The 23,747-nt window shown below is 69.9% G+C and carries 17 protein-coding genes; 6 read left to right on the forward strand and 11 right to left on the reverse strand.

The window, feature by feature from the left end; genetic code table 11:
* Positions 1–256: 256 nt before the first annotated feature.
* Together mmuM and ABT300_RS10375 are read right to left on the reverse strand one after the other, a co-directional pair.
* Positions 257–1,198, reverse strand: a complete 942-nt coding sequence (mmuM, locus tag ABT300_RS10370) for a homocysteine S-methyltransferase (RefSeq protein WP_351673856.1) — start codon at positions 1,196–1,198, stop codon at positions 257–259.
* An 80-nt stretch (positions 1,199–1,278) separates the two neighbouring features.
* Positions 1,279–3,420 (reverse strand): autotransporter-associated beta strand repeat-containing protein, encoded by a 2,142-nt coding sequence (locus ABT300_RS10375; protein ID WP_351673870.1) that lies wholly within the window; start codon positions 3,418–3,420, stop codon positions 1,279–1,281.
* 430 nt (positions 3,421–3,850) lie between these two features.
* Between ABT300_RS10375 and ABT300_RS10380 the strand changes: the two genes are divergently transcribed.
* Positions 3,851–5,263 carry an RICIN domain-containing protein gene (locus ABT300_RS10380; RefSeq protein ID WP_351673857.1) on the forward strand — a complete coding sequence of 471 codons (1,413 nt, stop codon included), beginning with the start codon at positions 3,851–3,853 and terminating at the stop codon, positions 5,261–5,263.
* 7 nt (positions 5,264–5,270) lie between these two features.
* Here ABT300_RS10380 and ABT300_RS10385 read toward each other — a convergent pair whose 3' ends face one another.
* Positions 5,271–6,950: a rhamnogalacturonan lyase B N-terminal domain-containing protein gene (locus tag ABT300_RS10385; protein ID WP_351673858.1), complete on the reverse strand. Its 1,680-nt coding sequence runs from the start codon at positions 6,948–6,950 to the stop codon at positions 5,271–5,273.
* Positions 6,951–7,140: 190 nt separating this feature from the next.
* On the opposite strand from ABT300_RS10385, the gene ABT300_RS10390 reads away from it, so the two are divergent.
* The 4 genes from ABT300_RS10390 to ABT300_RS10405 all read left to right on the forward strand — a co-directional run bounded on the left by ABT300_RS10390 (position 7,141) and on the right by ABT300_RS10405 (position 11,925).
* Positions 7,141–8,187, forward strand: a complete 1,047-nt coding sequence (locus ABT300_RS10390) for a rhamnogalacturonan acetylesterase (protein ID WP_351673859.1) — start codon at positions 7,141–7,143, stop codon at positions 8,185–8,187.
* 90 nt (positions 8,188–8,277) lie between these two features.
* Positions 8,278–10,143 carry a DUF2264 domain-containing protein gene (locus ABT300_RS10395; RefSeq protein WP_351673860.1) on the forward strand — a complete coding sequence of 622 codons (1,866 nt, stop codon included), beginning with the start codon at positions 8,278–8,280 and terminating at the stop codon, positions 10,141–10,143.
* 271 nt (positions 10,144–10,414) lie between these two features.
* On the forward strand, positions 10,415–10,786 hold the full coding sequence (locus ABT300_RS10400; RefSeq protein ID WP_351673861.1) for a VOC family protein: 372 nt from the start codon (positions 10,415–10,417) through the stop codon (positions 10,784–10,786).
* A gap of 344 nt (positions 10,787–11,130) precedes the next feature.
* Positions 11,131–11,925 (forward strand): isocitrate lyase/PEP mutase family protein, encoded by a 795-nt coding sequence (locus tag ABT300_RS10405; protein ID WP_351673862.1) that lies wholly within the window; start codon positions 11,131–11,133, stop codon positions 11,923–11,925.
* Between the two features lie 229 nt (positions 11,926–12,154).
* Here the strand turns inward: ABT300_RS10405 and ABT300_RS10410 are convergent, their stop codons facing one another.
* On the reverse strand, positions 12,155–12,754 hold the full coding sequence (locus ABT300_RS10410) for a TetR/AcrR family transcriptional regulator (RefSeq protein WP_351673863.1): 600 nt from the start codon (positions 12,752–12,754) through the stop codon (positions 12,155–12,157).
* Between the two features lie 864 nt (positions 12,755–13,618).
* Here ABT300_RS10410 and ABT300_RS10415 point away from each other — a divergent pair.
* On the forward strand, positions 13,619–14,746 hold the full coding sequence (locus ABT300_RS10415; RefSeq protein WP_351673864.1) for a hypothetical protein: 1,128 nt from the start codon (positions 13,619–13,621) through the stop codon (positions 14,744–14,746).
* A 292-nt stretch (positions 14,747–15,038) separates the two neighbouring features.
* Here the strand turns inward: ABT300_RS10415 and ABT300_RS10420 are convergent, their stop codons facing one another.
* The 7 genes from ABT300_RS10420 to ABT300_RS10450 form a co-directional block, all read right to left on the reverse strand.
* Entirely contained in the window at positions 15,039–15,839 is an 801-nt protein-coding gene (locus tag ABT300_RS10420) for an ABC transporter permease (protein ID WP_351673865.1), read from the reverse strand.
* A 6-nt stretch (positions 15,840–15,845) separates the two neighbouring features.
* Positions 15,846–16,580, reverse strand: a complete 735-nt coding sequence (locus ABT300_RS10425) for an ABC transporter permease (RefSeq protein WP_351673871.1) — start codon at positions 16,578–16,580, stop codon at positions 15,846–15,848.
* A 68-nt stretch (positions 16,581–16,648) separates the two neighbouring features.
* A complete protein-coding gene (locus ABT300_RS10430) occupies positions 16,649–17,644 on the reverse strand; it encodes an ABC transporter ATP-binding protein (RefSeq protein ID WP_351673866.1) in 996 nt (331 codons plus the stop codon).
* Between the two features lie 136 nt (positions 17,645–17,780).
* Complete coding sequence (locus tag ABT300_RS10435; protein WP_351673867.1) at positions 17,781–20,666, reverse strand: glycoside hydrolase family 2 TIM barrel-domain containing protein; 2,886 nt, start codon at positions 20,664–20,666, stop codon at positions 17,781–17,783.
* Positions 20,667–20,678: 12 nt separating this feature from the next.
* A complete protein-coding gene (locus ABT300_RS10440; RefSeq protein ID WP_502977911.1) occupies positions 20,679–21,575 on the reverse strand; it encodes a carbohydrate ABC transporter permease in 897 nt (298 codons plus the stop codon).
* Positions 21,572–22,537, reverse strand: a complete 966-nt coding sequence (locus ABT300_RS10445; protein WP_107446285.1) for a carbohydrate ABC transporter permease — start codon at positions 22,535–22,537, stop codon at positions 21,572–21,574. The genes ABT300_RS10440 and ABT300_RS10445 overlap by 4 nt, the downstream gene beginning before the upstream one ends.
* Positions 22,538–22,557: 20 nt before the next feature.
* A complete protein-coding gene (locus ABT300_RS10450) occupies positions 22,558–23,745 on the reverse strand; it encodes an ABC transporter substrate-binding protein (protein WP_351673868.1) in 1,188 nt (395 codons plus the stop codon).
* Between the last annotated feature and the right edge of the window lie 2 nt (positions 23,746–23,747).

Genomic DNA, 23,747 nt, shown 5'->3' on the forward strand with positions numbered 1-23,747 from the left:
GGGAACGGAATGTGGTCGTAACCGGTCGGCGAAACATCGCCGGGCACGTCCGGGCCAGCCCGCCTGGCGCAGGGCCGTCACCGCGCCGAGCTGCTGTACTCCCGCACGGGCCGCCGTGTTTCGAACCGTGCCGCACGCTGTTTCCGCAGATTCTTCGACTTTCCGCTCACTGCGCCGCCTCCCTTCGGGATCTGGGCAGCACCTGCCCTTCTGAGCGCAGGCGGCGTCGGCAGAAACGGGTTGCCGCCGGAAGGGTCTAAGCAGAGCCCAGTGTCCGGGCGATGGAGGCGACCGCCTCCGGGCCGACCCGGCAGCAGCCTCCGATCAGCCGGGCACCCGACTGCCGCCAGGCCAGGACCTGTTCGGGGGCGAAGGTGGAGCGTCCGACCCAGGCGCGTGCCGTGGCGTCCCAGGCCTCACCGCTGTTCGGATACACGACGACCGGCTTGCCTGTCACCCGTGCCGCCGTCGCCACGGCGGCGTCGACGTCCCCCGGAACGCAGCAGTTCACACCGACCGCGATCACCTCGTCCATCTCGGCGGCCGGCGCGAACGCCTCCTCCAACGGCTGCCCGGCCCGCGTACGGTCACCGTCGATCGAGTACGACAGCCAGGCGGGCACACCGAGCCCGCGCACCACACGCAACAGCGCTTCGGCCTCATCGGCGTCGGGAACCGTTTCGAGAGCGAGTACGTCGGGCTCCGCGGCGGCCAGGACCTCCAGCCGCGGCCGGTGGAAACGTTCCAGCTCTGCGACGCTCAGCCCGTAGCGGCCCCGGTACTCGGAACCGTCCGCGAGCATCGCGCCGTACGGCCCGACCGACGCCGCCACCCACAGCGGGTGGGCCACTCCCTGGGCTCGGGCCCGCCGAGCCGCGTCCCGGGCCAGCTCCACGCTCAGCCCGAGCAGCCGGGCTGCTTCCTCGTGATCGATCCCCCGTTTGGCGAAGCCCTCGAACGTGGCCTGGTAACTGGACGTGATCGCCACGTTCGCGCCCGCCGCGAAGTAGGCGAGATGCGCCTCGGTGATCGCCTCGGGGTGCTCCGCCAGGAGTCGCGCCGACCACAGTTCGTCGCTGAGGTCGTGCCCGGCGGACTCCAGCTGGTTCGACATGCCGCCGTCGAGGACGACGGCGCCGACGGCGAGGGCGGTGGCGAGGGTGGTCTCCGTGTGCGGGGCAGGGGTGTCGCTGGTCATGTCACGACGCTAGTCGAAGACCCGGCAGAAGGCCCGACGGGTCCAGTCCCTGAACAGATCGGCCCCCGCTCACCGCCCGCTCAGCGCCCGCGTGCCGCGCGACGGCCGCCCCGACGGCGTCCCCTGCCTCGCGTGCGTGTCGCCGGAAACAGCAGAGCGCCGAGCAGGCCTGCTGCCAGCACGTAGGGCCACCAGCCGAACGCGCCGCCTTCAGCGGCTCCGGTGCCGCGTGCGTCGGCCCTCACGACTCCCGACGAGGCCCGCCCGCGCGCATCCGCCGAGGCGCTCGCGGCCTTCGCCATCAGGACGACGTCGTTCCCGTCGCCGCCCTTGTAGCTGATCCGGTAAACGGTGTCGGCCAGTTTCACCTCGGCGCCCTCGCGCAGCCCGTCGAACGTGCCGGTGGTCGGCCCGTCGCCGGTGTGCTCCAGGACGCGGATCTCCCGGAGGGGGCTTGCAGGCGGCGTGGCGGACGACGGCCGAGCAGCGCCGTCGGTCCGTGGGGAAGCGGCTTCGGCGGTGTTCGCCGCGGCGAGCGCCCCCGCGGCCGACAGATCGAGTCCGCCCTGCAGGACCACTTTGCCGCCGGCCTTCAACGGGTCGCCCGTGAACACCAGTTGGCCCTTGTCGGTCTGCGTGTAGCCGGCGGTGATCGTCAGTCCGCCCGTGACGACGCCCTCGTTCGTCACCGCCCCTTTCACGGTGCCCGAGCCGCTGAGGGCGCTCATCACCCGCAGGGGTGAGCCTCCGGCGTCCAGACGCGCCGCGGCCGACGTCAGCCGCACGGCCCTGCTGTTGGCGAGGCTTGCCCCGCCCTCGAGCGCGAGCGTTCCCTGCTTGATCGTCGTCGTTCCCGTGTACGTCACCGCGGGGCCCGTGAGGGTCGTCGTCGCGGGTCCTGACTGGACGAGTGAGCCGCTGCCTCCGAGCCGGGACAGCGAGATCGCTTTCTTCGCGTTGCGCACGACGAGCGTGCCGTCGTTCACGATGCGGCGCCGGTCGGTGCCGGTGAGCAGCGAGCCGTCGCCCTGCGCCGATCCGAGCCGCAGGACCGCACCCTTGTGCACCGTGGTCGAACCGTCGTAGTACTGGTCCGCGGCGAACGTGACGTCGTTTCCCTTCGTTCCCGCGATGACGACGTCCCCGGCGCCGGGCGCGGCCAGGGTGTCGTGGTACCTGCCGCCGCCGATCGGCGCGCCGAGAGTGACCGGTCCGTTGTAGTCGAACGTCAGCAGGGACCGCCGTCCGCTGGCCTCGTGCATGTTGATGTACACGGTGTCCTTGGTCCCCGGCATGAAGACCTTGTGCGTGGTGCCGTCACCCCACTGCACGTTCGCACCCTCGATGTTGGTGCCGCGCTTGTTCAACTGGTGTGCCACCGGACGCCAGTTGATGTCCGGGTCGCTGAGCGAGGGGTTCGCGTCGCCGCCCTGGTCGCTATAGCTGTACTGCCCGGTGAGGACGACCTTGCTGCCGGGCCGCGTGTGGACGTTGACGTCGCTGCCGTACTCCCGCTGGTAGAAGTTCTGACGCAGGGTGATCGTCTGGTTCAGAGGCGTGTCGATGATCCAGGAGCCCTGGTTGACGATCGCTCGGGCGTCGGGCAGTGAGACCGGGAATTCAGGACGGCCCACCGCGGCGCCCGTGCCGTTGTCGATGACTCCGGAGAACGGATGGGCGCCCGCCAGATCGAGCGTGCCCCACATGTTCCGGGGCTGGGTGACCAGACCGGACCCGCTGATCGTGCCGATGTTGAACGTGCGGGTCAACGACAGCCGGAGCGTGCCGTCCACGCGGACGTTGAGCTGGTTGAGCCGGTAGCCGGGCGTGTCGTAGGGGAAATGCCCGATCAGACCCGTGCCTTTGCCGGTCCCGTACTGCAGGGTCGCGCCGCGTGCGACGGTGATCGCCGGCGGGTCGGGGTTGCTGACCGTGGTGAACGGGTGGTTCCCGCCCTGAGTGCGCACCACCTGTCTGCGCCGGGACTCCGGCAGGGTGAAGTCGCTGTCCCTGGTCAGGACGAGCGTTCCGCCACCCCGTACGGTGAGCGTCCCCTGGCCGCGGAAAGCGCCGTCGTACGTCGTCGTCCCCGCGGGCACGATGACCACCGTGTCGCCGGCGAGGGTGACGTCCCGGTCGGCGAGGACGTCGGCGGTGACGTCCCGGGGGCCGGCGGCCACCGCGGGGGGAGCGGTGACCAGGAGGGCGGCCGCGACCGTCATGAGGACGCCGAGGGCTGCTGCTGAGGTGGGGTAAGGGCTGCGCACACATCGGAGACGCAGGGGGGCCGACGGCAATAACACAAATTTTCCCCTCGGATCGTCCGCCGGTTCCTCCGGCCCGGAGGGCGATCCGGCGGTGCCGCGGAGAAACGTCGCGGAAAGGGCTTTCTGGCAAGTCACGTCAGACCCGTTGACCTGCTCGTAACACGCCCTTACCTTTTCGGCGTTCGTCATTCAACTTCTTGTTCGCAGTTCCGGACGCCTCTCCGACGTCGAGAGGCGCTGCGTGGCCCGCATTTCCGTCCTCCCCCCCACCGTGCCGACCCGCAGGCCCTGCGCCGCATACGGTCCCCGGCTTCGCGCCGGACCTGGGCGGCAACCCCGGAGTCGGGCGCCCCGTTCTCCGACACCATGAAAGAGAGCCCGTGAGATGAGACGTGCGTACGCAACCCTGCTCACCCTCTGTCTGGCCCTGATCGGCGCTCTCTCCCTGGCCGGACCGGCCCAGGCGGCGCCCGTGTCGATCGCCAACGGCACGCAGTTCAAGGACGCCTCGGGCGATCCGCTGCACGCTCACGGCGGCGGAGTCATCAAAGTCGGCTCCTACTACTACTGGTTCGGCGAGGACCGCAACGCCGACAACACGTTCCGGTACGTGGACGCCTACCGTTCCACCGACCTGAAGAACTGGGAGTTCCGCAACCATGTGCTGACCCAGTCGAGCGCACCCGAGCTGGCCACCGCCAACATCGAACGTCCGAAGGTCGTCTACAACGCCTCCACCGGCAAGTTCGTGATGTGGATGCACAAGGAGAACGGGACGGACTACAGCGAGGCGCGGGCCGCCGTCGCCGTGTCGGACACCGTCGACGGCGACTACGCCTGGCAGGGCAGCTTCCGGCCGCTCGACCAGCACATGTCGCGCGACATCACGGTCTTCGTGGACAGCGACGGCGCCGGGTACATGGTCTCGGCGGCACGCGAGAACTACGACCTGCAGATCTACCGGCTGACCGCCGACTACACCGCTGTCGCAAGCCTTGTCGCCGACCCCTGGCACAACGGTCACCGCGAGGCGCCGGCGCTGTTCAAGCGCAACGGCGTCTACTTCATGCTCACCTCGGGCGCCACCGGGTGGAACCCCAACCAGCAGCAGTACGCGACGGCCACCTCCCTCGCCGGCCCCTGGACGGCCATGACGAACGTCGGCGACGCGACCGCGTACGGCTCGCAGACCGCGTACGTCCTTCCCGTCCAGGGGACTTCGGGTACCTCCTACCTGTATCTGGGCGACCGCTGGGGCGACTCCTTCGGCGGCACCGTCAACGACTCCCGCTATGTCTGGCTGCCGCTGACCTTCCCCACCTCCACCTCGCTGTCGATGTCATGGACCCCCGAGGTGACGGTCGACACCGTCACCGGAACGGTCACGGGCACGAGCGCCGCCTACAACACGCTCGTCGCCCGGCACAGCGGCAAGTGCGCGGACGTCACCAGTCAGTCGCTCTGGGCGGGAGTCCAGATCAAGCAGTACGACTGCAACGGCGGCAACAACCAGAGGTACTGGTTCAAGTCGGTCGGAAGCGGTTACTACCAGTTGGTCGTCCGCAGCAGCTCCCTGTGCGTGCGGGAGAACGCGGGCACGGTGAGCCAGGAGGACTGCAACGTCTCGTCCACCGCTCAGCAGTGGTCGCTGACGACCTCGGGGAGCTACGTGAACATCACGTCGCGCGCGAGCGGAAAGTGCCTGGACGTGAACGGCGCGTCCACCGCCAACTCCGCCGCGATCATCACGTACGCCTGCAACGGAGGGACCAACCAGCAGTGGACACGCGGTTCGTGATCAACTGTCACGCCAGCAGGTCGATCGCGTCGATCGAGGCGCCCGCGCTCAGGTAGGAGGTCGTTCCGGACCCGCTCACCACGTTGATCTTCAACACGTTGTACTGGCCGGGGTCCGTGAGCCACGCGCTCGCGGGGACGCTGTAGGTGAACGTGTGGTTGTTGCCCCGGTAGGACCCGTTCGTCAGGGACCGGGTGCTCGGCTGGGTGGGCGGGGACGGAACGGCGGAGGTCCAGGCGTCGTTCACGACGACCTGAGGCCGGCCGTTGGCGTAGGCCGTCGTCACGCCGATGCGCAGGGTGTGCGCGGCGGCGGCCTGGGCGGCGGTCAGCTTGAAGTACACGAGCAGGCCGCTGTTGACGTCTTTCCAGAGGTAACAGGGGAACGCCGAGGTCTCGTCGCCGCTGCCGATGACGACGTTGCCGGTCCACGCCGCGGCGCGGACGTCCGAGGGGTGCGCGTACGTCATGAGGTCGGCGTTCTTGAAACCGCTCGGCGTGCCGGTCCAGTCGTTGATCCGCCAGATCGCGCTCGCGTTGCTCGGATCGTTCGAGGACGGGACGGCCAACGAGTTCAGCGTGGTCGTCGTGCCGGCGGTCACCGTCACCTGCGTGGTGTACACGGCCAGCTCGCTCTTGTGGACGGTGAGCGTGTACGTCCCCGGGAGCACCCCTGCGATGGAGAAGTGGCCGTCGGACGCACGCGCCGAACCCCAGTACTGCGCGGTCGGGTTGGCCAGGCCGACCGTGTAGGCGTGGGCGGTGTTCCGCCCGGTGATGCCCACTCCCGCGACCCGGCCGCGACCGCTCGCGCCGACGTACCCGGCGATGTCGAGCGAGTCCGCCCACGACGTGCTCAGCGTTCCCGGGAACAGTGAGGAGGAGGGAGCGCCGCCGTCCGTGAAGGCGATCACATACGGGCCCTGGAGGCCGAAGCGCTCGGCCTCCGTCTGGTTCTGGCCGTAGTGGAGGATCTCGTACAGGCCGCCGCCGTCGGCGCTCTGATGGCGCAGGAGAGAGCGGTAGAAAGGCCCTCCGGAGGCTTTCTCGTGGTTGCTGCGCACGATCCACAGACCGACGCCGCCGGCCGTCCAGCCGATGTAGTCGTAGTCCATGACGCGCAGCTTGGAGTAGTGCTTGGAACGGGTCTGGCCGTTGGACTTCGCGAAGACGTCCGAGGCCTCGATGGTGCTGGTCGTGTACGTGTACGAGTCGGGCTCGTCGTTGAGGAACAGGCCGGCCCTGACGCGCACGATGTAACGGGTTGCCGAAACGGACGTGTCCGCCTTGTTGGTCCACAGGTAGACGTTGTTCTCGCCGCTGCGGGCCGCGTAGTAGTGCCGCAGCGTGCCGTGCGTGACGGAGATCAGAATCGTCGCGCCGGACCGCGCGATCGTCACGGTGGAGCTGCCGAGCCCGGACTCGATGTGCGAGTTCTTGCCGCCGTAGCCCTGGTACTCGGCGCCCCGGTAGACCAGCGAGGTCAGATCGCCGGTGGACTTGCTGACCTTGAAGACGAGGTCCGCACCGGTGTCGACGACGTAGTTCGAGCCGTCGTCGGTGTAGCCGAAGGTCGCGGCGACGGCGGGGACGGCGAGCGGCCCGGCGAGGGCGGCGGAGCCGGCGGCGACCGCGGCGCCGAGGACGAAGGTGCGGCGTCGGACCGGGTGATCGGCGGATCCGGACATGGGGGTGCCTCCTTCGGGAGGTGTGGGGGTGCGAGTGTCTGAGAGGGTGACAGTTGAAACGATTTCGCGAAAGAGCTTTCACGCTCAGGAAGTCGACAGTTCTACGAAATCTGCGCAAGGTCTAGAAAGCGCTTGCCAGAGGCGGTACGGTCCAGCCGCCAGCCCCTGTGTCATGACGGAGGAAACGCACGTGAGACGTTTCAACACCGCTGTGCTGGCGGCCCTGACCCTGGCCGCCGGCCTGACTGTCACGCCGACCGCCCACGCCCACGGCGGTCGCGCCCCCCTCGGCATCGACAACTGCTCGGCCACCGCCTGCCACTTCGACGTCCCACCGGGCGCCTACGACGTGACGGTCGTACTCGGCGGCGGCGCCGCGTCCGCCACCAGCGTCACCGCGGAGACCCGGCGAGCCATGCTTCCCGAGACCGCCGTCCCCGCAGGCGGACGCGTCGTCCGCAGCTTCACCGTCGACGTCCGCACCCCCGAGGGGGAGCCCACCGGGCCCGCCGGGACGGCCGGCCTGGACCTGGTCCTCGGCGGATCCGCTCCGGTCCTGGCGAACATCCGGGTCACCCCCGCCCGGCACGCCCGGCAGATGTTCCTCGTCGGCGACTCCACCGTCTGCGACCAGCCCGCCGAGCCGTACACGGGATGGGGCCAGCAACTGCCGCAATATCTGCGGCAAGGTGTTTCCGTCGCCAACTACGCGGACTCAGGGGAGAGTACGGTCACGTACCTGGGGAACCCGCAACTCTGGGCCACGGTCCGGCCGCTGATCCGCCACGGCGACCTCGTCCTGGTCCAGCTCGCCCACAACGACAAGACGACCGACGAGGCGACGTACCGCGCGAACCTCGAGGCACTGGTGGCGGGAGTGAGGGAGAGGGGCGGTCGGCCGGTCCTGGTGACCCCCATCGTGCGCCGCTGGTTCAACGCCGACGGCACACTGAACAACGGAACGGCTCTGCTGGTCAACGGACTCGGCGTCGACCACCCTGCGGTCATCCGCTCGGTCGCCGCCGCACAGGACGTCCCGCTGATCGACCTCACCGCCAAGACCAAGGCGGTGGTGGAGTCCCTCGGCGTCGAGGGCTCCAAGACGCTCTACCTGTACAACGAGAAAAGGGACAACACGCACACCTCCGTGCACGGGGCCACCGTCTACGCGGGCCTGGTGCGCGACGAACTCCTCGCCCGGCATCTGGTGCCCAAAGGCACCGTGCGGGTGGGATGAACGCCTGGGGGCGCCCCGACCGGAACCGGGACGCCCCCAGGTCCTGACATCCCACCGCCCGGACCCGGCAGCGAAGGAAAGAAACACCACATGCACCTGCCCCCGCCCGACCTCGCCCGCAGCCCCCGCACGGGATACACCCGCGCCCACTGGGAGGCCGCCGCCGACGCCCTGCTCGCCGCGGTGGAGCCGTACGCCACCGAAGACCGCGCTCTCTACCACTTTCCCGGCAGCCACGGGAGCTGGTCCGGTCGGCTCTCCGACGGCCTGGAGGGATATGCCCGCACACTGCTGCTCGCCGCGTTCCGCCGGGACGAAACCGCGCTGGAACGTTACGCGAGCGGTCTCTCGGCCGGCGTCCGCGGTGTCTGGCCCCGCATCGAGGACCGCGGGCAGCCCCTCGTCGAAGCCGCGTCCATCGCCCTCGCGCTGCGACTGACCCGCCCGATGCTCTGGGACCGGCTCGACGACGGCATCCGGCAACGCACGGCGGCCTGGCTCGGTGACGCGCTCACCGCGGATCCCTGGCCCTGCAACTGGGAGCTGTTCCCCGTCACCGTGGGCGGATTCCTCGAAGCGGTCGGCCATGAGCCGGAGGCTTCCCGCAAGGCGATCGACCGGGGTCTGGAGCGCATCGAGCAGTGGTACGTCGGCGACGGCTGGTACACCGACGGCCCCGGCCGGGCCTTCGACTACTACAACGGCTGGGCCATGCACCTCTACCCGGTCCTGCACGCCTGGCTGGCCGACGACGCCGACCTGCTGGCCCGCTACGGCGACCGGTTGACCACGCATCTCGGCGACTACGCCCGCCTGTTCGGCGCCGATGGGGCCCCGATGCACCAGGGGCGCTCCCTCACCTACCGCTTTGCGACCACCGTCCCCCTGTGGCTGGGCGCCTTGACCGGCCACACACCGCTGCCCCCCGGCGAGACCCGACGCCTCGCCTCCGGCGCGCTCAAGTACTTTCTGGAGCGGGACGCGGTCGACGCACACGGATTGCTGACCCTCGGCTGGCACGGCGCCGACGAGTCGGTCCTGCAGGGATACTCGGGCCCCGCTTCCCCCTACTGGGCGAGCAAGGGTTTCCTCGGGCTGCTCCTTCCGCCGGAACACGAGGTGTGGACCGCTCGGGAGGAGGCGGGACCGGCCGAACGGGAAAACGCGATCACGCCGCTTGCCGCACCCAACTGGCTCATCCAGTCGACCAGTTCGGACGGCGTGGTCCGCCTGCACAACCACGGCAGCGAGGACGTCCGTTACGACCCGTACTACACGCGTTTCGCGTACTCCACCGTCACCCGGCCGTCGGTCTCGCCGCCGGACAACACCGTCACGGTCGGCGGCGACCCGCACCGTGAAGGCATCGTCCCGCTCGGCGTCGGAGAGGGCTGGGCGGCCTCCCGGCACCTCCGGAGCTCCGGCGTCGAGGTCACGAGCCTGGTGGTCGCCGACGGCGCCGCGGAGGTGCGCGCCCACCTGGTCGCGGGCGCCGCCCCCGGCACGGACGTCCTCGTCACGGGCTGGGCCACCGCGGAGGGCGGGGCGGAGAAGGCCGAGCTGTTGCCCGTGCACGGGCTCACAGGCCAGGTTCCGCTGTCGGGTGTGGTGGACGAAGGCCCCGCGACGCTCTTCGTGGCGCTGGCCCGGCTCACCGGGGAGCCGCACCCGCTGCCCCTCCAGGACCTCGCGACCGTGAAGGTGCACAGGACGGCGGACGCGGACGACGCTCACGGCGCGTACGACCTGAGCATCCGCTGGCGGACGGGTGCGGAGCGCCGGTTCCGCTTCCTGGCGTCGGCCGCGTCGCCCACCGGGGTGGCCGACGCCGTCGACGCGGGCGGGCACGTCGCTGTGGACGAGGTCACGACGTCGCACGAGACCCCGACTTCTGGCGACCGCACGGTCTCGGACGAGCGATCCGCAGCGCTGTCGTGGTCGGTGAAGCCCTGGTGACTGTGCCGTTCCGTCTGTCGGCGTCCCCGAGGTGTACGACGACGGACGGCGGACCGTTGTCGAGGCGCGAGTCAGGGCGTCGATCGCCGACTGGCGGGCCGCGCGGATCGGCGACCGTAGGTCGTTCGTGCTTCGTGCGTCGTGTGTGGTGCAGATGGCATGGCTGGTGGTTTGCCGCGACCGAGAAAGGGTTGCCGACGCGGTGACGTGTTCACCGGACCGCGAAAAAACTGCGTTGCTGTGCGTAAGCGGTTTCGAGAAGAATCCGCGCATGACTTCTGCCATACGCCATGTGACGATCTCCTGTTCCGACCCCTACGCCCTCGGCAGTTTCTGGTCCGAGGTGCTCGGCCAGCCGCTCCACGAGGACGACGAGCCCGGTGACGAGGAGCTGCTCATCGAAGGGGCGGGCCTGCTGTTCGTCACCGTCCCGGAGACCAAGAACCAGAAGAACCGCATCCACCTCGACGTCCAGCCGCAGGACCGCACCCGCGATGAGGAAGTGGAGCGCCTGCTCAAGCTCGGCGCCACGCTGCTCGACGACCGTCGCATGCCCGACGGCAGGGGATGGGCCGTCCTCGCGGACCCGGAGGGCAACGAGTTCTGCGTGGAGCGCAGTGAGCGCGAGCGCGCCGCCGACTGACGCTTCGGCGTCAGGGCCGACGGCGGAGCAGGGGCGGTCGAGGCGGAGGGGCACCCCGGGCGGAGGGGCGGCGCAGGGACCGATGCGGCTGCCGAAATGCGCTGCGGCCCCTGAACCCGGCGCGGCTGTGAGATCCTGCCCTGCCGCGGTCCCCACGGGTGCCACCGGGAGGCAGTCGCGCCCCGGGGCCGGGGCGGGAGCCGGAACGCTCGCACGCCTGGTGCCGTGTGTGCCGCAGCAGCCTTCGGGCAACTGCCTTCGGGCGACTGCCTTCGGGCGGCTGCGCCTTCTTGCCGCCGACAGTTCGGCGGAGGCCGCAGCGACACGCCTCTAGCGTGACTCGTATGCGCGTACCCCGAGCGACTGCCGCGTCGGCCTCTTTCGCGGACCTTCATCGCACCGACGCTCCCCTCCTTCTGCCCAACGCCTGGGACCACGCCTCCGCGACCGCCATGGCGAGACAGGGCTTTCAGGCGATCGGGACGACGAGTCTGGCCGTGGCCGCGGCGGCAGGACGTCCCGACGGCGCTTCCGCGACCCGCGACGAGACACTCCGCCTCGCGCTGACACTGGGTTCACAACCGTTTCTCCTGTCCGTCGACGCCGAATGCGGTTTCAGCGACGATCCGGACGAGGTGGCGCAGCTGGCGCGGCAGCTTGCCGCCGCGGGGGCGGTGGGCATCAACCTGGAGGACGCCCTCGGCCCGGTGGCCCGGCACGTGGCGAAGATCGCCGCCGTCAAGTCGGCCGTGCCCGCCCTGTTCGTCAACGCCCGCACGGACACGTACTGGCTCGGCGAGCACGGCACCGCCGAGCACAGCACCGCCGAGACGCTTGACCGCCTCGACGCCTACCAACAGGCGGGAGCCGACGGCGTGTTCGTACCCGGGCTGACCGATGCGCAAGAGATCGCCGTGCTCGTCGAACGAGTCGACGTGCCCCTCAACATCCTCTACTCACCGGCCGGCCCCACCGTCGTGCACCTCGCCGAGCTCGGCGTGAGCCGCATCAGTCTCGGTTCGTTGCTGTACCGGCGGGCTCTGGGCGCTGCGCTGGAGGCCGTCGACGCCGTCCGTGCAGGGCGCACGCCCAGTGGCCGCACACCGACCTACCAGGAGGTGGAGAGCCTCGCGCCCTGACCGGAAAGATTCACCGGACCGCGGCAAACCTTTCCGGTCACAGGCGTGGGCACCGACCAGGCCCACCCTGAGCGACGCAGGGGTGTCCGGTGCCACTCTGCCCTCCGTCGATCGACGTCATCGGCGAAGGCGCGTCGACCCATTTCGACGAGCGCGGCGCCTACGGGAGGGGCCGATGCGGCGGGGGGACGCCTCCACGAATTCGGTCCCGCTCCGCCGTCAGGCGTCGTCATCCGCGACCGCCGTCAGCCTCTCGCGGCCAGTGGGTGAGGGCCGCGTGCAGGGCGTCGACCGCCTTGTCCCACGACTGCCGTACGTCCCGGGGCGCCCCGAAGCCGCCGCCGGCCTCCAGCATGCAGTACCCGTGGAACGCGCTGCGCAACAGGCGGACGGCGTCCGTGAGGTCGGGTTCCTCGAGGCCGTACCCTCGCAGCATCCCGTAGGTGATCTCGGCGGTGCGGCGCAGGGCGGGGGAGTCCGCGGTCAGTTCCCGGTCCCGCTCCGGATCGATACGGATCTGTGTGGCGGCGTACCTGCCCGGGTGCTGCAGCGCATACTGCCGGTAGGCCCCCGCGAAGGCGACCAGCGCGTCCCTGCCCGCGAGTCCGACGACGGCGGAGCCGATCGCGTCGATCATCTCGCCGCCGACGAACAGCGCGAGTCTGGTCCGCAGTTCCCCGAGGCTCCTGACGTGCGAGTACAGACTCGCGTCCTTCACGCCGAAGCGCCGGGCCAGCGCCGAGATGCTGACGTGGTCGAACCCGGCCTCGTCGGCCAGTTCGGCGGCGGCTTCGACCAGGCGGTCGGTGGTGAGGCCGACTCTTGGCATGGGCAACCGCCTTGTGCGCGTTCGGAGAACCGGGGTGTCGGCGAAATCCTAAGTGCTCCCAGGCGGCGGGCCGGAGCGCACGGAGCGGAGCGAATGTCCCGTGCCTGAATCTCGGCAACTGCCGGACACTCTGATACTGTGCCGCGACGCATGCAGGGGGGGCGGTGCGCAGCAGGGCTCAAGGGGACGACGGGCCGCGGAAACCGGTTTCGCAACGGTCCGTTTCTGAAGTCGCTTTCAGCTTCACCGCGGTCGAACTCGCTGACCCCTCGGCGCCGAGAACTCGGAAAATCCGGACAACCGTTTCCAGGGGTGGAGATGTCACGTGCGTCGCTGACGTCGGCGTGGGTGACGGTGGTGTTCTCTGCCGTGTGCGCGTCCGGGTGCTCGACCGGGGGCAACGACGGTTCCGGATCGGACGCAAGCGTCGCGGAAACGCCGTCCTCGACGCATTCCGTCCCCCACACGGCCACCCCATCTCCTTCGCCGGACGCCACCGCGAGTGTTCCCGCGTCCCCTTCGCCCTTCGCGTCGAAGGCTGTGCCGCGCCCGGAGCCGAGCGGGACGACCGCGCGCCGCCGCGCAGTGCCGTCCGGCAAGGAGACGCGTGGCAGCAAGGGGAACGGCGACGACGGCGGTTCCGCAGCCGGGAGGCGGAGCCCCCGGAGCGGCGGCAGGCCGGGCGCGTCGGACGCCGTCCCACAGAATCCCCGTCGGGGACCGCACCCGCCGCCGGCTCCCCGGCGTCCTGTCCCCACGCCGGAGTGGAGTTCCGCCGAACGGCGGCCGGGAGACCCCGCCGGGGCGGCGCACACGGCAGGTTCCTGAAACAACCCGACGCAAGAGAAAGCAGGTACGCACCCCGTGGTCGGCAAACCCTCTGATGAGGCGGGAGACAGCTCGTCCATATCCGACGAGGAATGGCAGGCCTTCCTCCGGGACAGCGAGCTCGGCGCCTCCCCTGCTCCGAAGGAACCCTCCGCCCGGGCCCGCATGGTCACCGAACGGCTGCGGCACCAGGGCGAGCCCGAGGGCTGGCGGACCGGTCCGACCCCGCGGGACATGAACGGCAGAACGAGGCGGCGGCAGGTGTGGTCGGCGCTCGGCGTGCTGCTGGCGCTCGGTGTGGTCGCCGTGGCGCTCAGACCCTCGCTGCTGCCCGGTGACCCCCTCGGAACGGGCGAGCCCAAGGCCGCCGCCGTGTCTCCGTTGCCCGCGGAGACCGCAGCACCCACCGCCGCACCGGGGGCCGTGCCGGACCAGGCGCCGACCATCGACAGGCCCTTCGCCGGCTCTCCCGCCCTCGCCTGGGCCGACGGCGAGGCCGGCGTGGTCCTGCCGGTCGCAGAGGCCGTCGGGTCGGCGCCGAAGGAACGTGTGTCGAAAGCGCTTGAACTGACCAGGAAACTGCTGGTCGGCGCGAATCTGGAGTCCGCGACGCTGCGCGGCGGACGTCCGGCCGCCGCTCTCTCGGTGCTCGATCCCAAACAGCCGCATCTGCTCGACGACCTCGACGCCTTCCTTCGCTCGCCGGACAGGACGCACGACCCGCTGACCCTGTTCAGCCGGTTCGACCCCGACGAGACCAGGGTCGTGGGCGACGTGGTCAAGACGCGCGGGCGCATGACCTACAAGAAGAGCAAGCACAACGGCGTGACCGTGCACGCCGACTACACCTTCGTCTATCCCGTCCGCCCCGCCGAGGGCCCGCCGGAGGTCACCCGGACGATCGTGCGGCGCGTCATCGACGTCGAGATCCCCGACCCCGCACACTACGACGTGACGCCCGGGCGGCTGCTCCTCGTCCGGTACGACGAGGCGCTCTTCAACTCGGCCTGCGACGTCTACGACGGTTTCCTGCACCCCCGGTTCAAGTCGGCGGAGCCGACGGCTCCCACGCAGACCGGCCCGACCGAGGACCCGTACGACCGGAGCAAGGGCATCGGCGAGGGCAGCACGTCCGACAGTTGCGGAACCGCTTCCCGAATCTGAGCGGATCGCAGAAACGCGTTACTGCCCGGGACGGGCGCGCGGGCCTCGCTGGTCGGCGCGCCCGTCCTGTAGCGGCCGTGGGCGGACAAGCAGCCCCCGACGCCGCGGCCGAGGTCCGAGGCGGACGTGCCCCGCATCGACGGGTGAGTCGGTCGGTCGGCCTCCCGTCCGACGTGGGGATCTGATCCCCTGCGCCGGGCGACCCACCGCGAACCGCCGGCCCCGAGACGTCCGGTCCGGCCTCGCACTCCCGCGCGTGATCGGCTCGTCTGCGCGTCGACGCGTCTGCGAGTCAGCCGTTCACCCCCGTGTAGTGCCGCAGGCTCCACCGCCACAGCAGCCGTGAGCCGAGGTACGCCAGCAGGCCCAGCAGCGGGGAGACGGCCGCCAGCCAGTACGGGACGCCCGTGCCGTGAGCATGGCCGGTCAGGACGGCGGCGGGAAAGTACGCGACGAAGGCGAGCGGGAGGCCGAACGTCAGGAAGCCGCCCACCGCCTTGGGCAGCACGTTGAGGGGATAGCTTCCGAACGTGCCGAGAAGCTCCTCCAGCCAGCGCCCCCAGTAGTCTGCGGCCGGGAAACGCAGTGCCGCGGAGGCCAGCGCCGTGAACAGGGCGGCCTCCAGGAACATGCCGCCGACGACGGCCGCGATCAGATACGACGTCCGGCCCGCCGTCCAGTCGAGTCCGCTGCGGCCGAGCGCGCCCGCCATCAGTGCGACCGCGACCGCCAGGTCGCCGATCGCGTTCGTCGGGAACACGCGTAGCTGCACCTGGAGGTGCACGGACATCGGCCGCACCAGGCAGACGTCGATCTTGCCTTCCTGGATGAAGTAACCGATGCCGTGCACGCGTCCCAGGAACAGCACGAACAGACCGTGGGCGAGCATCCGGGTCGCGGGGATGAGGAGGACGTCCGAGCTGTCCCAGCCGCCCATTCCACTGGACCGGGTCAGCAGCACGGTCGCGAAGACGATCACCGACACCTGCCAGACGGCGCCGATCGCGACCATCATCAGAAACTCGGAACGGTATTCCAGCTGCGCGCGGAAGTTGAGACGCGTGATCCGCCACGCCAGGCGCACGGTCTTCAACGGAGATCAGCCTCCCTGCGAGATGACCCGTCGGGCGGCGAGTCGCCACACCAGCCGGGTGAACAGCGCCAGCACGATCACCCAGGCGGCCTGAACCAGCAGGGCGGGCCCGGCGTCCGGCAGCGGGATGCGGCCGACGTACAGCGACAACGGCACGCTCAGCGTGGCCTGGAACGGCAGCAAAGCGCTCAACGTGACGAACCAGTCCGGGAAGAACCACAAGGGCGCGTACACCCCGGAGAGCAGGTTCTGGGCGAAGATGAGGATGAGCATCGCGGCGTTGTTGCGCAACGTGAAGAAACAGAGCTGGTCGATGGCCAGCATGACGTAGTACAGGATCCACTGGCCGAGCAGCAGGCTCAGCGCGAACACCCCCGCCACGGCCGCGGAACCGGGAGGCCGCACCGTGCCGGACCACAGGCAGACGGCGTATCCGGCCGACGCCCACGCCAGACCGTAGAGTTGCTCGCCGAGCGCCCGCAACGCGTAGTAGCGCTGCGGCGGCAGCGGCCGCAGGTACCAGTAGACGATGGTGCCGAAGTGCATGTGCTGGATGACGGTGTCCCGGCCCGCGTACTGGTCCAACGCCCGCAGCCGGGACGCGAGCACGGCCAGCACCGCGTAGGTGACCGCCTGGTCGCGGGTGAGCCCCGCGGTGGTCCCCGTATGGGCGTACAGACCGCGCCACAGGGACGCGACCAGCACCACCTGCACGGTGAGCCGCAGCAGGGCGGCGGTCATCCGGGGCGGGGTGCGCAGCTCTCCGAGCGGGGTGACCCGGGCGGCGCGCCAGCCGGGCAGCACCGCCGTCACGACGTCCCGGCCTGGGCGTACGCGGCGCGCATCACATCCTCCAGCTCCGCCTCGTCCACGGCGACGTCCGTCACCTCGTACCGCTCGATGACGGCCTTCAGCGCCTGGTGGACCGTGGGCGCGCCCGCACCGTCCGGGCCGAACACCACCCGTGCGCCCTCGCGGCGCAGGACCGTGATGCCCGGCGGAGCCACGACCTCGGCGTGCGGGTCGGCGAGCGTGGCCCGCACCTGCCAGGTGGAGCCGAAGGTGCGGCGGATCTCGTCGAGGGTGCCGTCCAGCACCAGCCGGCCGTGGTTGACCAGCACCACGCGCTCGGCGAGCCGCTCGACCTCCGTCATGTCGTGCGTGGTCAACAGGACGGTGCGGCCGCGCTGTTCGACCTGGTGCCGCAGGAACTCGCGGACCTGCTCCTTCACCACCACGTCCATCCCGATGGTGGGCTCGTCGAGGAAGACCACGGGCGGGTCGTGCAGCAGCGCCGCCGCGAGGTCGCAGCGCACCCGCTGGCCGAGCGACAGGTGGCGCACCCGGGTGTCCCAGAACGAGGACAGCTCGAGGAGATCGTCGAACTCCCGCAACCGCAGGGCGTGTTCGGTGCGGGGCACCTCGTAGATGTCGCGCAGGATCGCGAACGACTCGCGCACCGGGAGGTCCCACCACAGCTGTGTGCGCTGCCCGAAGACGGCGCCGATGTTGCGGGCGTTGCGTTCCCTCTCCCGGTACGGCACGACGCCCGCGACCCGCGCCTCACCGGACGTCGGGGTGAGGATGCCGGTGAGCATCTTGATGGCGGTGGACTTGCCGGCGCCGTTCGGGCCGAGGAGGGCGAGGAGTTCGCCCGGGGCCACGTCGAAGGTGATGTCGCGGACGGCGTGCTTGGCGACCCGTTCCGGGTCGACAAGGGACCGCAGACCGCCGATGAGGCCCGGACGGCGGACGGTGGTGTGGAAGGTGCGGGACAGGCCCCGCACCTCGATGCTGCCCTTCATTCGTTCAACCTCCACTGCGGCGCGGCGCGGCCGGCCGGGGTCCGGCCGGCCGCGGGAGGAGTCGATTCCGTGCCGGGACGCCGCCCGGACGGTGCAGGGACGCCGCCGCCCGGACGCCGCCCGGACGGTCGGCCGATCAGTCGGTCTCCGAGAACACGAAGGAGAACTCGACGGGTTCGGCGTTCAGGAAGTACTGCGGGAGCGGGCCGGGACCGCAGGACTGCGAGCCGATGCCGTGCTGGCCGTGGTCGAGGTTGACCCAGACCGTGTCGCCCGGCGTGAGGTCGGTCGGGTGCCGGGCCGCGTCCAGCTGCTCGGTCGTCCAGCGCCGGGCGGAGAACCAGAACGCCGGGTCCCCCTCGATGCGCAGGCCGCCGAGCTCCGCCCAGCGGACGTCGGCCCTGGCCCCGTTCTCCTGCGGGCGCACGTACGGCGTCTGCAGCTCCTCGATGCCTGCGTCCCACCGGCCGAGCATCGACGCGGCCCCGGTGTCCGGGTACGCCTCGCCGGGACCGCCGCCGAACCACCGTGCGTGTCCCGCGGACTCTCCCGCCAGCCCGAAACGGACGCCGATCCTGGGCAGCGGCATCGTCCAGTCGCCCTCGGGTCCCACGGAGACGGTCAGCTTCAGCCGCGTCCCGTCGGACGTCCAGCGGTACACGGTGCGCAGACCCAGCTCGCGGCCGGCCGGCGCCACCCGGGTCCGTACGGTCAGCGCGTCGTCGGCCGGCTCGACGCCGTCCAGGCGGTGCCGCATCCGGTGCAGTCCGTGCGTACGCCACATCAGGCCGTAGCGCGTGTCGTCCTGCCATGACGCGCCGTCGTCGTTGTCGGTCGTCGCCCGCCACACGTCCAGACGCAGCTCCCGCACGTCGACGCCGCCGACCGACCTCAGCGCGCCGGTACGGGCGTCGAAGACGCCGGGACCCAGCGTGAGCAGCCGCCCGCCGGGGACGGGCCGCTGCGAGGCGGCGACAGTCGCCGGCGTCCGCGGGACGACGGTCTCCTGACCCCAGGCCACCGGGTGGTCCCTGGGCGCCCACGACGTGTCGTCGGCGAGCAGCGCGCGAACCGTCCACTGGACCTCGCCGCCTTCGCCGCCCTCGCCGACCGGGCCCGACGGCAGCTTCACCTCGGCCGACTCCCCGGGCGCGAGGGGCCCGACGGTGAGAGCCTCCGCGCCGGAGGGGGAGCCGTCCACCTGGTGGAAGAACTCGAACCTCAGGTGGGAGAGGTCGCAGAAGTCGTACCCGTTGGTGATCCGCACGGTCCCGCCCGAGCCGTCGCCCTCGATGCGGACCGGCTCGATCACCTTCTTGAACTCGACCAGGCCGGGCGAGGGCGTGCGGTCCGGGAAGAGCAGGCCGTCGCAGACGAAGTTGCCGTCGTGCAGCTCCTCGCCGAAGTCGCCGCCGTAGGCGTAGCCCAGCTCCGGATGCCGGATGCCGTGGTCGATCCACTCCCAGACGAACGCGCCCTGGAGCCGGTCGTGCGCCTCGAAGAGCCGCTGGTAATCGGCCAGCCCGCCGGGGCCGTTGCCCATCGCGTGGGCGTACTCGCAGAGAATGAACGGCAGTTCGCGTCGCCTGAGGGTGCCGCCGTCCAGCCCCCGGCCGATCCGCTCGACCTCCTCGTGAGAGGCGTACATGCGTGAATAGACGTCCGTGTCACGGCAGTTGACGTCACCCTCGTAATGCACGAGGCGCGAGGCGTCGCGGCCGTGGATCCACTCGGCCATCGCGGTCAGTCCGCGTCCGGTGCCGGCCTCGTTGCCGAGGGACCAGATGACGACCGACGGATGGTTCTTGTCCCGTTCGACCATGCGGGCGGCGCGGTCGAGCAGGGCCGGGGTCCAGCGCTCGTCGTCGACGGGGTTGTCCCGCCAGTCCTGCTCGACGAACCCGTGGGTCTCCAGGTCGCATTCGTCGATGACCCACAGGCCGTACTCGTCGCACAGGTCGAGGAAGGCGGGGTGCGGCGGGTAGTGCGAGGTGCGGACGGCGTTGACGTTGTGCCGCTTCATCAGCAGCACGTCCGCGCGCATGGTCTCCAGGTCGAGGGCGCGGCCCGTCTCGGGGTGCCACTCGTGCCGGTTGACGCCCTTGAACAGGATCGGCCGGCCGTTGACCTTGATCAGACCGTCCGCCAGCTCGACGGTGCGGAAACCGATGCGCAACGGCACCCGCTCGCCCTCGGTCACCAGCTCGCCGTCGTACAACGTGGGCGTCTCCGCCGTCCACGGCCGGACCGGCGTCGTGACGGTCTCCCCGGTCGCGGCGTCGATGCCCAGGGCGGGTACCACGACCCGTCCGTCGACGTCGGAGTCGACGCGCAGGGCGCCCTCGCCCGTGACGTGGTCGTAGGAGGCGTGCACGAAGAAGTCGAGCACGCTGCCCGCGGGCCGGTGCAGCAGGGTGACGTCACGGAAGATGCCCGGCAGCCACCACTGGTCCTGGTCCTCCAGGTACGAGCCCGCCGACCACTGGTGGACGCGCACCGCGAGGACGTTGCCGCGCTGCTTGAGCAGATGTCCCACCGCGAACTCGTGGGGCAGCCGGGAGCCCTTGAACTCGCCGAGGTCCGTCCCGTTCAGCCAGAGACGGGCACAGGACTCCACGCCGTCGAAACGGAGGACGAAACCGCCTTCGGAAAGGTCCGGCCACCCCTCGGGCAGGTCGAAGACCCTCCGATGGTCGCCGGTCGGGTTCTCGGTGGGCACGCGGGGCGGGTCCACCGGGAAGGGGTAGAGGTGGTTGGTGTAGATCGGCGAGCCGAAGCCGCCGTCCCCCTGCAGCACCCAGTGGCCCGGGACCGTGACCTCGGCCCAGTCCTGCGCGTCGTAACCCTCCTCGGCGAACGCGTCGTCCTCGGCGTCGGCTGTGGCCGACACCCGAAGACGCCACCGTCCGTTCAGGGACAGGGATTTCGCGTCGGACGACGCGTACCAGGCGCGGGGCGGAAGGGCCCCGCTGCCGGGAGAGACGCTCTCGACGTAGTCGACGGCCGGGGTGCGAGGGGACATGGGTCTCCTAGGTCAGCCCTTGATGCCGGTCTGTGCGATCCCCTGGACCAGCCAGCGCTGGAGGAAGAGGAACACGAATACCAGGGGCAGGATGGAAAATGCGGTGGCCATGAAGATCAGGTGGAAGACGACGGTCTGGTTGGTCATGTAGTTGGAGAGCGCGACCTGGACCGTCCACGACCCCGGGTCCTGGCCGATGACCAGCGGCCACAGGAAGGAGTTCCAGCCGTTGATGAAGGTGATGGTCGCCATCGCCGCGAAGAAGTTCAGCGAGTTGGGCACCACGATGCGCCAGTACGCGCCCCAGTAGCCCAGACCGTCCACGCGCGCCGCCTCCTCCAGCTCCTTGGGGAACCCCAGGAAGTACTGCCGGAACAGGAAACAGGTGAAACCGCTGAACAGGCCCGGGATGATGAGACCCCGGTAGGTGTCCACCCAGCCGAGCGACGACACCAGCACGAAGCTCGGGACGAAGGTGACCGCCGTCGGGACCATCAGGGTGCCGAGGACGGCGTAGAACACCTTGTTGGCATGCCGGTACGGGATGCGGGCGAGGCCGTAGCCCGCGAGCGAGCACACCAGCAGGACGCCGACGGTGTGCAGGGTGGCCACCACCGCCGAGTTCCACAGCGACTGGGCGAAGGGAACCGTCTCGTCCGTGAACAGTTCCTTGACGTTGCCCCACTGGATGTCCGTGGGGAAGAACTTCCAGTTCTCGCCGGTGATGTCGGTGTCCGTGGACAGGGCGTTGCGGACGAGCAGGTAGAAGGGGACGAGGAAGAAGAAGCCGGCGACACCGGTCGCGATGTACAGGCCGGTGGAGCTCATCACGCCGCCGCCGCGCCCGCCCCGGCGGGGCTTCTGCGACGGCTTTGCGCTCTTGTGCACCTCGGGCGTCGTGGTGGTCACTTGGACTCGTCCCCCCTTCCGAAGCCCATGAACTTGCCCTGGAGCAGGGTCACGGCGCAGATCAACACGGTCAGGATGACCGCTCCGGCGCTGCCCGCGCCGTAGTCCTGGCTCTCGCCGAGGGCCTTGTAGTACAGCTCCACCAGCGGCGGACGGCCCCACGTGGTCTTCGACAGCAGGTTGAAGAACTCGTCGAAGGCCTGGTAGGCGGCGATCAGCAGCAGCAGGATCACCGCGGTGGAGGTGGCGCGCAGCTGGGGCAGGGTGATGTGGCGGAAGGTCTGCCAGCCCGGCTTGGCGCCGTCGATGGCGGCCGCCTCGTACAGCTCGCCCGGGATGTTCTGCAGCGCGGCCAGGAAGAGGATCATGTAGAAGCCGGACTGCAGCCACAGCCGCGCCGTGACGATGACGAGCCAGTACCAGGGCGGGTTGGGGTCCACCAGCCAGGCGATGTTGTCGATGCCGAACCAGGCGAGGACCGTGTTCATGAGGCCGAACCGGACCCCACTGAAGATCGACATCTTCCAGATGAGCGCGGCGGCGACGTAGCTGCACGCGGTCGGCAGGAAGAACACCGAACGGAAGAACGCCCGCATGAAGCGGAGCCGGTTCACCAGCAGGGCCAGGCTCAGCGACAGCGCCCACGTGGTGGGCACGATGAACGCGGCGAAGACGGTGAAGGTGACGAGGGAGCCGACGAAGTCGTCGTTCGTCAGCATGTACGTGTAGTTCTCGAAGCCGATGAACTTGTCCGGCGTGACGGTGAAGCGGGCCTCGAAGAAGCTGAGCCAGATGCTCCACAGGATCGGCGCGTAGACGAAGATCGCCAGACCGATGAGGAACGGCCCCGTGAAGAGCCAGAAGTTGAACGTGGGGCTGCCCCGCAGACCCCGCCGCGGCTTGGCCGGTGAGGCCTTCGCCGGGGCGGGGTGCGCGAGGTCGCGCGTCGTGGTCGTCGACATGTCGAGGTCCGTCCCGCGGCCTATCCGAACAGCTTCTTGAGCTCGCGGTTGACGGCCGCGTCCGCCTTGTCCAGCGCGGCCTCCGGGTCCATGTCCTTGCGGACGGAGTTGGCGAAGACGTCCTCGAGAGAGGTGATCATGGCCTGGGTCCAGCCGATGTTGTCGAAGTGCCCGAACTCGTTGAAGAGCCTGACGCCCTCGGCGGCGTTGCCCGACTTGAGCTTGGTGGCCGACTGCGCGATCGACGTGCGCGGCGGGATGTGGAAGCCGTAGGAGGTGGCCCAGTCCTCCTGGTACTGCTTCTGGTCGATCCACAGCCACTTGACGTATTCCTTGGCCGCGTCGACGTTCTTGCCCTTGGCGTTCACGAACATCGACCAGCCGCCGTTGTAGACGGACTGCTTGCCGGAGTCGACGGTCTTCGGGAAGGGGAAGACGCCCCAGTCGTCGCCGAGCGCCTTCTGGATGCCCGGCATCGCCCACATGCCGCAGAACTGGATCGCGCACAGTCCCTGGTTGAGCGACGAAGGGTCCCAGGACGCGGTCGGCGCGCCGAGCAGGAGGTGGCCGCTGGTGAACAGCTTGCGCATCTTCTTGATGCCCTCGATGACGCCCGGGGTGTGGTAGGCGATCTCGTTCTTCTCGTTCAGGGTGTCGGCGCCGGCCGACCAGATCATCGGGTTGATGACGCTGTGCAGGTCGTCGCCCATGTACAGGCCCTTGACCTTGCCCGTGGTGAGCTTGGCGGCGGCCTCCATCAGCTCGTCGAGCGTGGTCGGCACCTGGACCTTCGCCTTCTCCAGCATCGACTTGCGGTAGAAGAAGAACTGCGGGTCGTCGATCATGCGGACGCCGTATATCTTCCCGTCGACCGTGTGGGACTTGATGTCGGCCGGGTTGAAGTCGCTCTTGACCGGGTCGATGATGTCGGTCAGATCCGCCACCTGACCGCTCTTGACCATCTGGATCTGCGGGTGGAACTCGAAGAGGTCGGGCGCGTTCTTGGTGAGCAGGGTGGCGAACAGCTTGCTCTCGAAGTCGGCGCTGGTGATCCACTGCGTGGTCACGTTCGCCTTGTCGTAGGCCTTCGCGTACTTCTTGATCGCCTGCTCGGTGCCCGGCTCGCCGTACGCGTGGAAGTACTGCGTCAGGTTGACGCCCGACCCGGCGCCGCCGCTGCGGCCGTTGTTGCCGACGCAGGCCGCGATGC

It is taken from the genome of Streptomyces sp. NPDC001027, assembly GCF_040299045.1.
GTDB lineage: Bacteria > Actinomycetota > Actinomycetes > Streptomycetales > Streptomycetaceae > Streptomyces.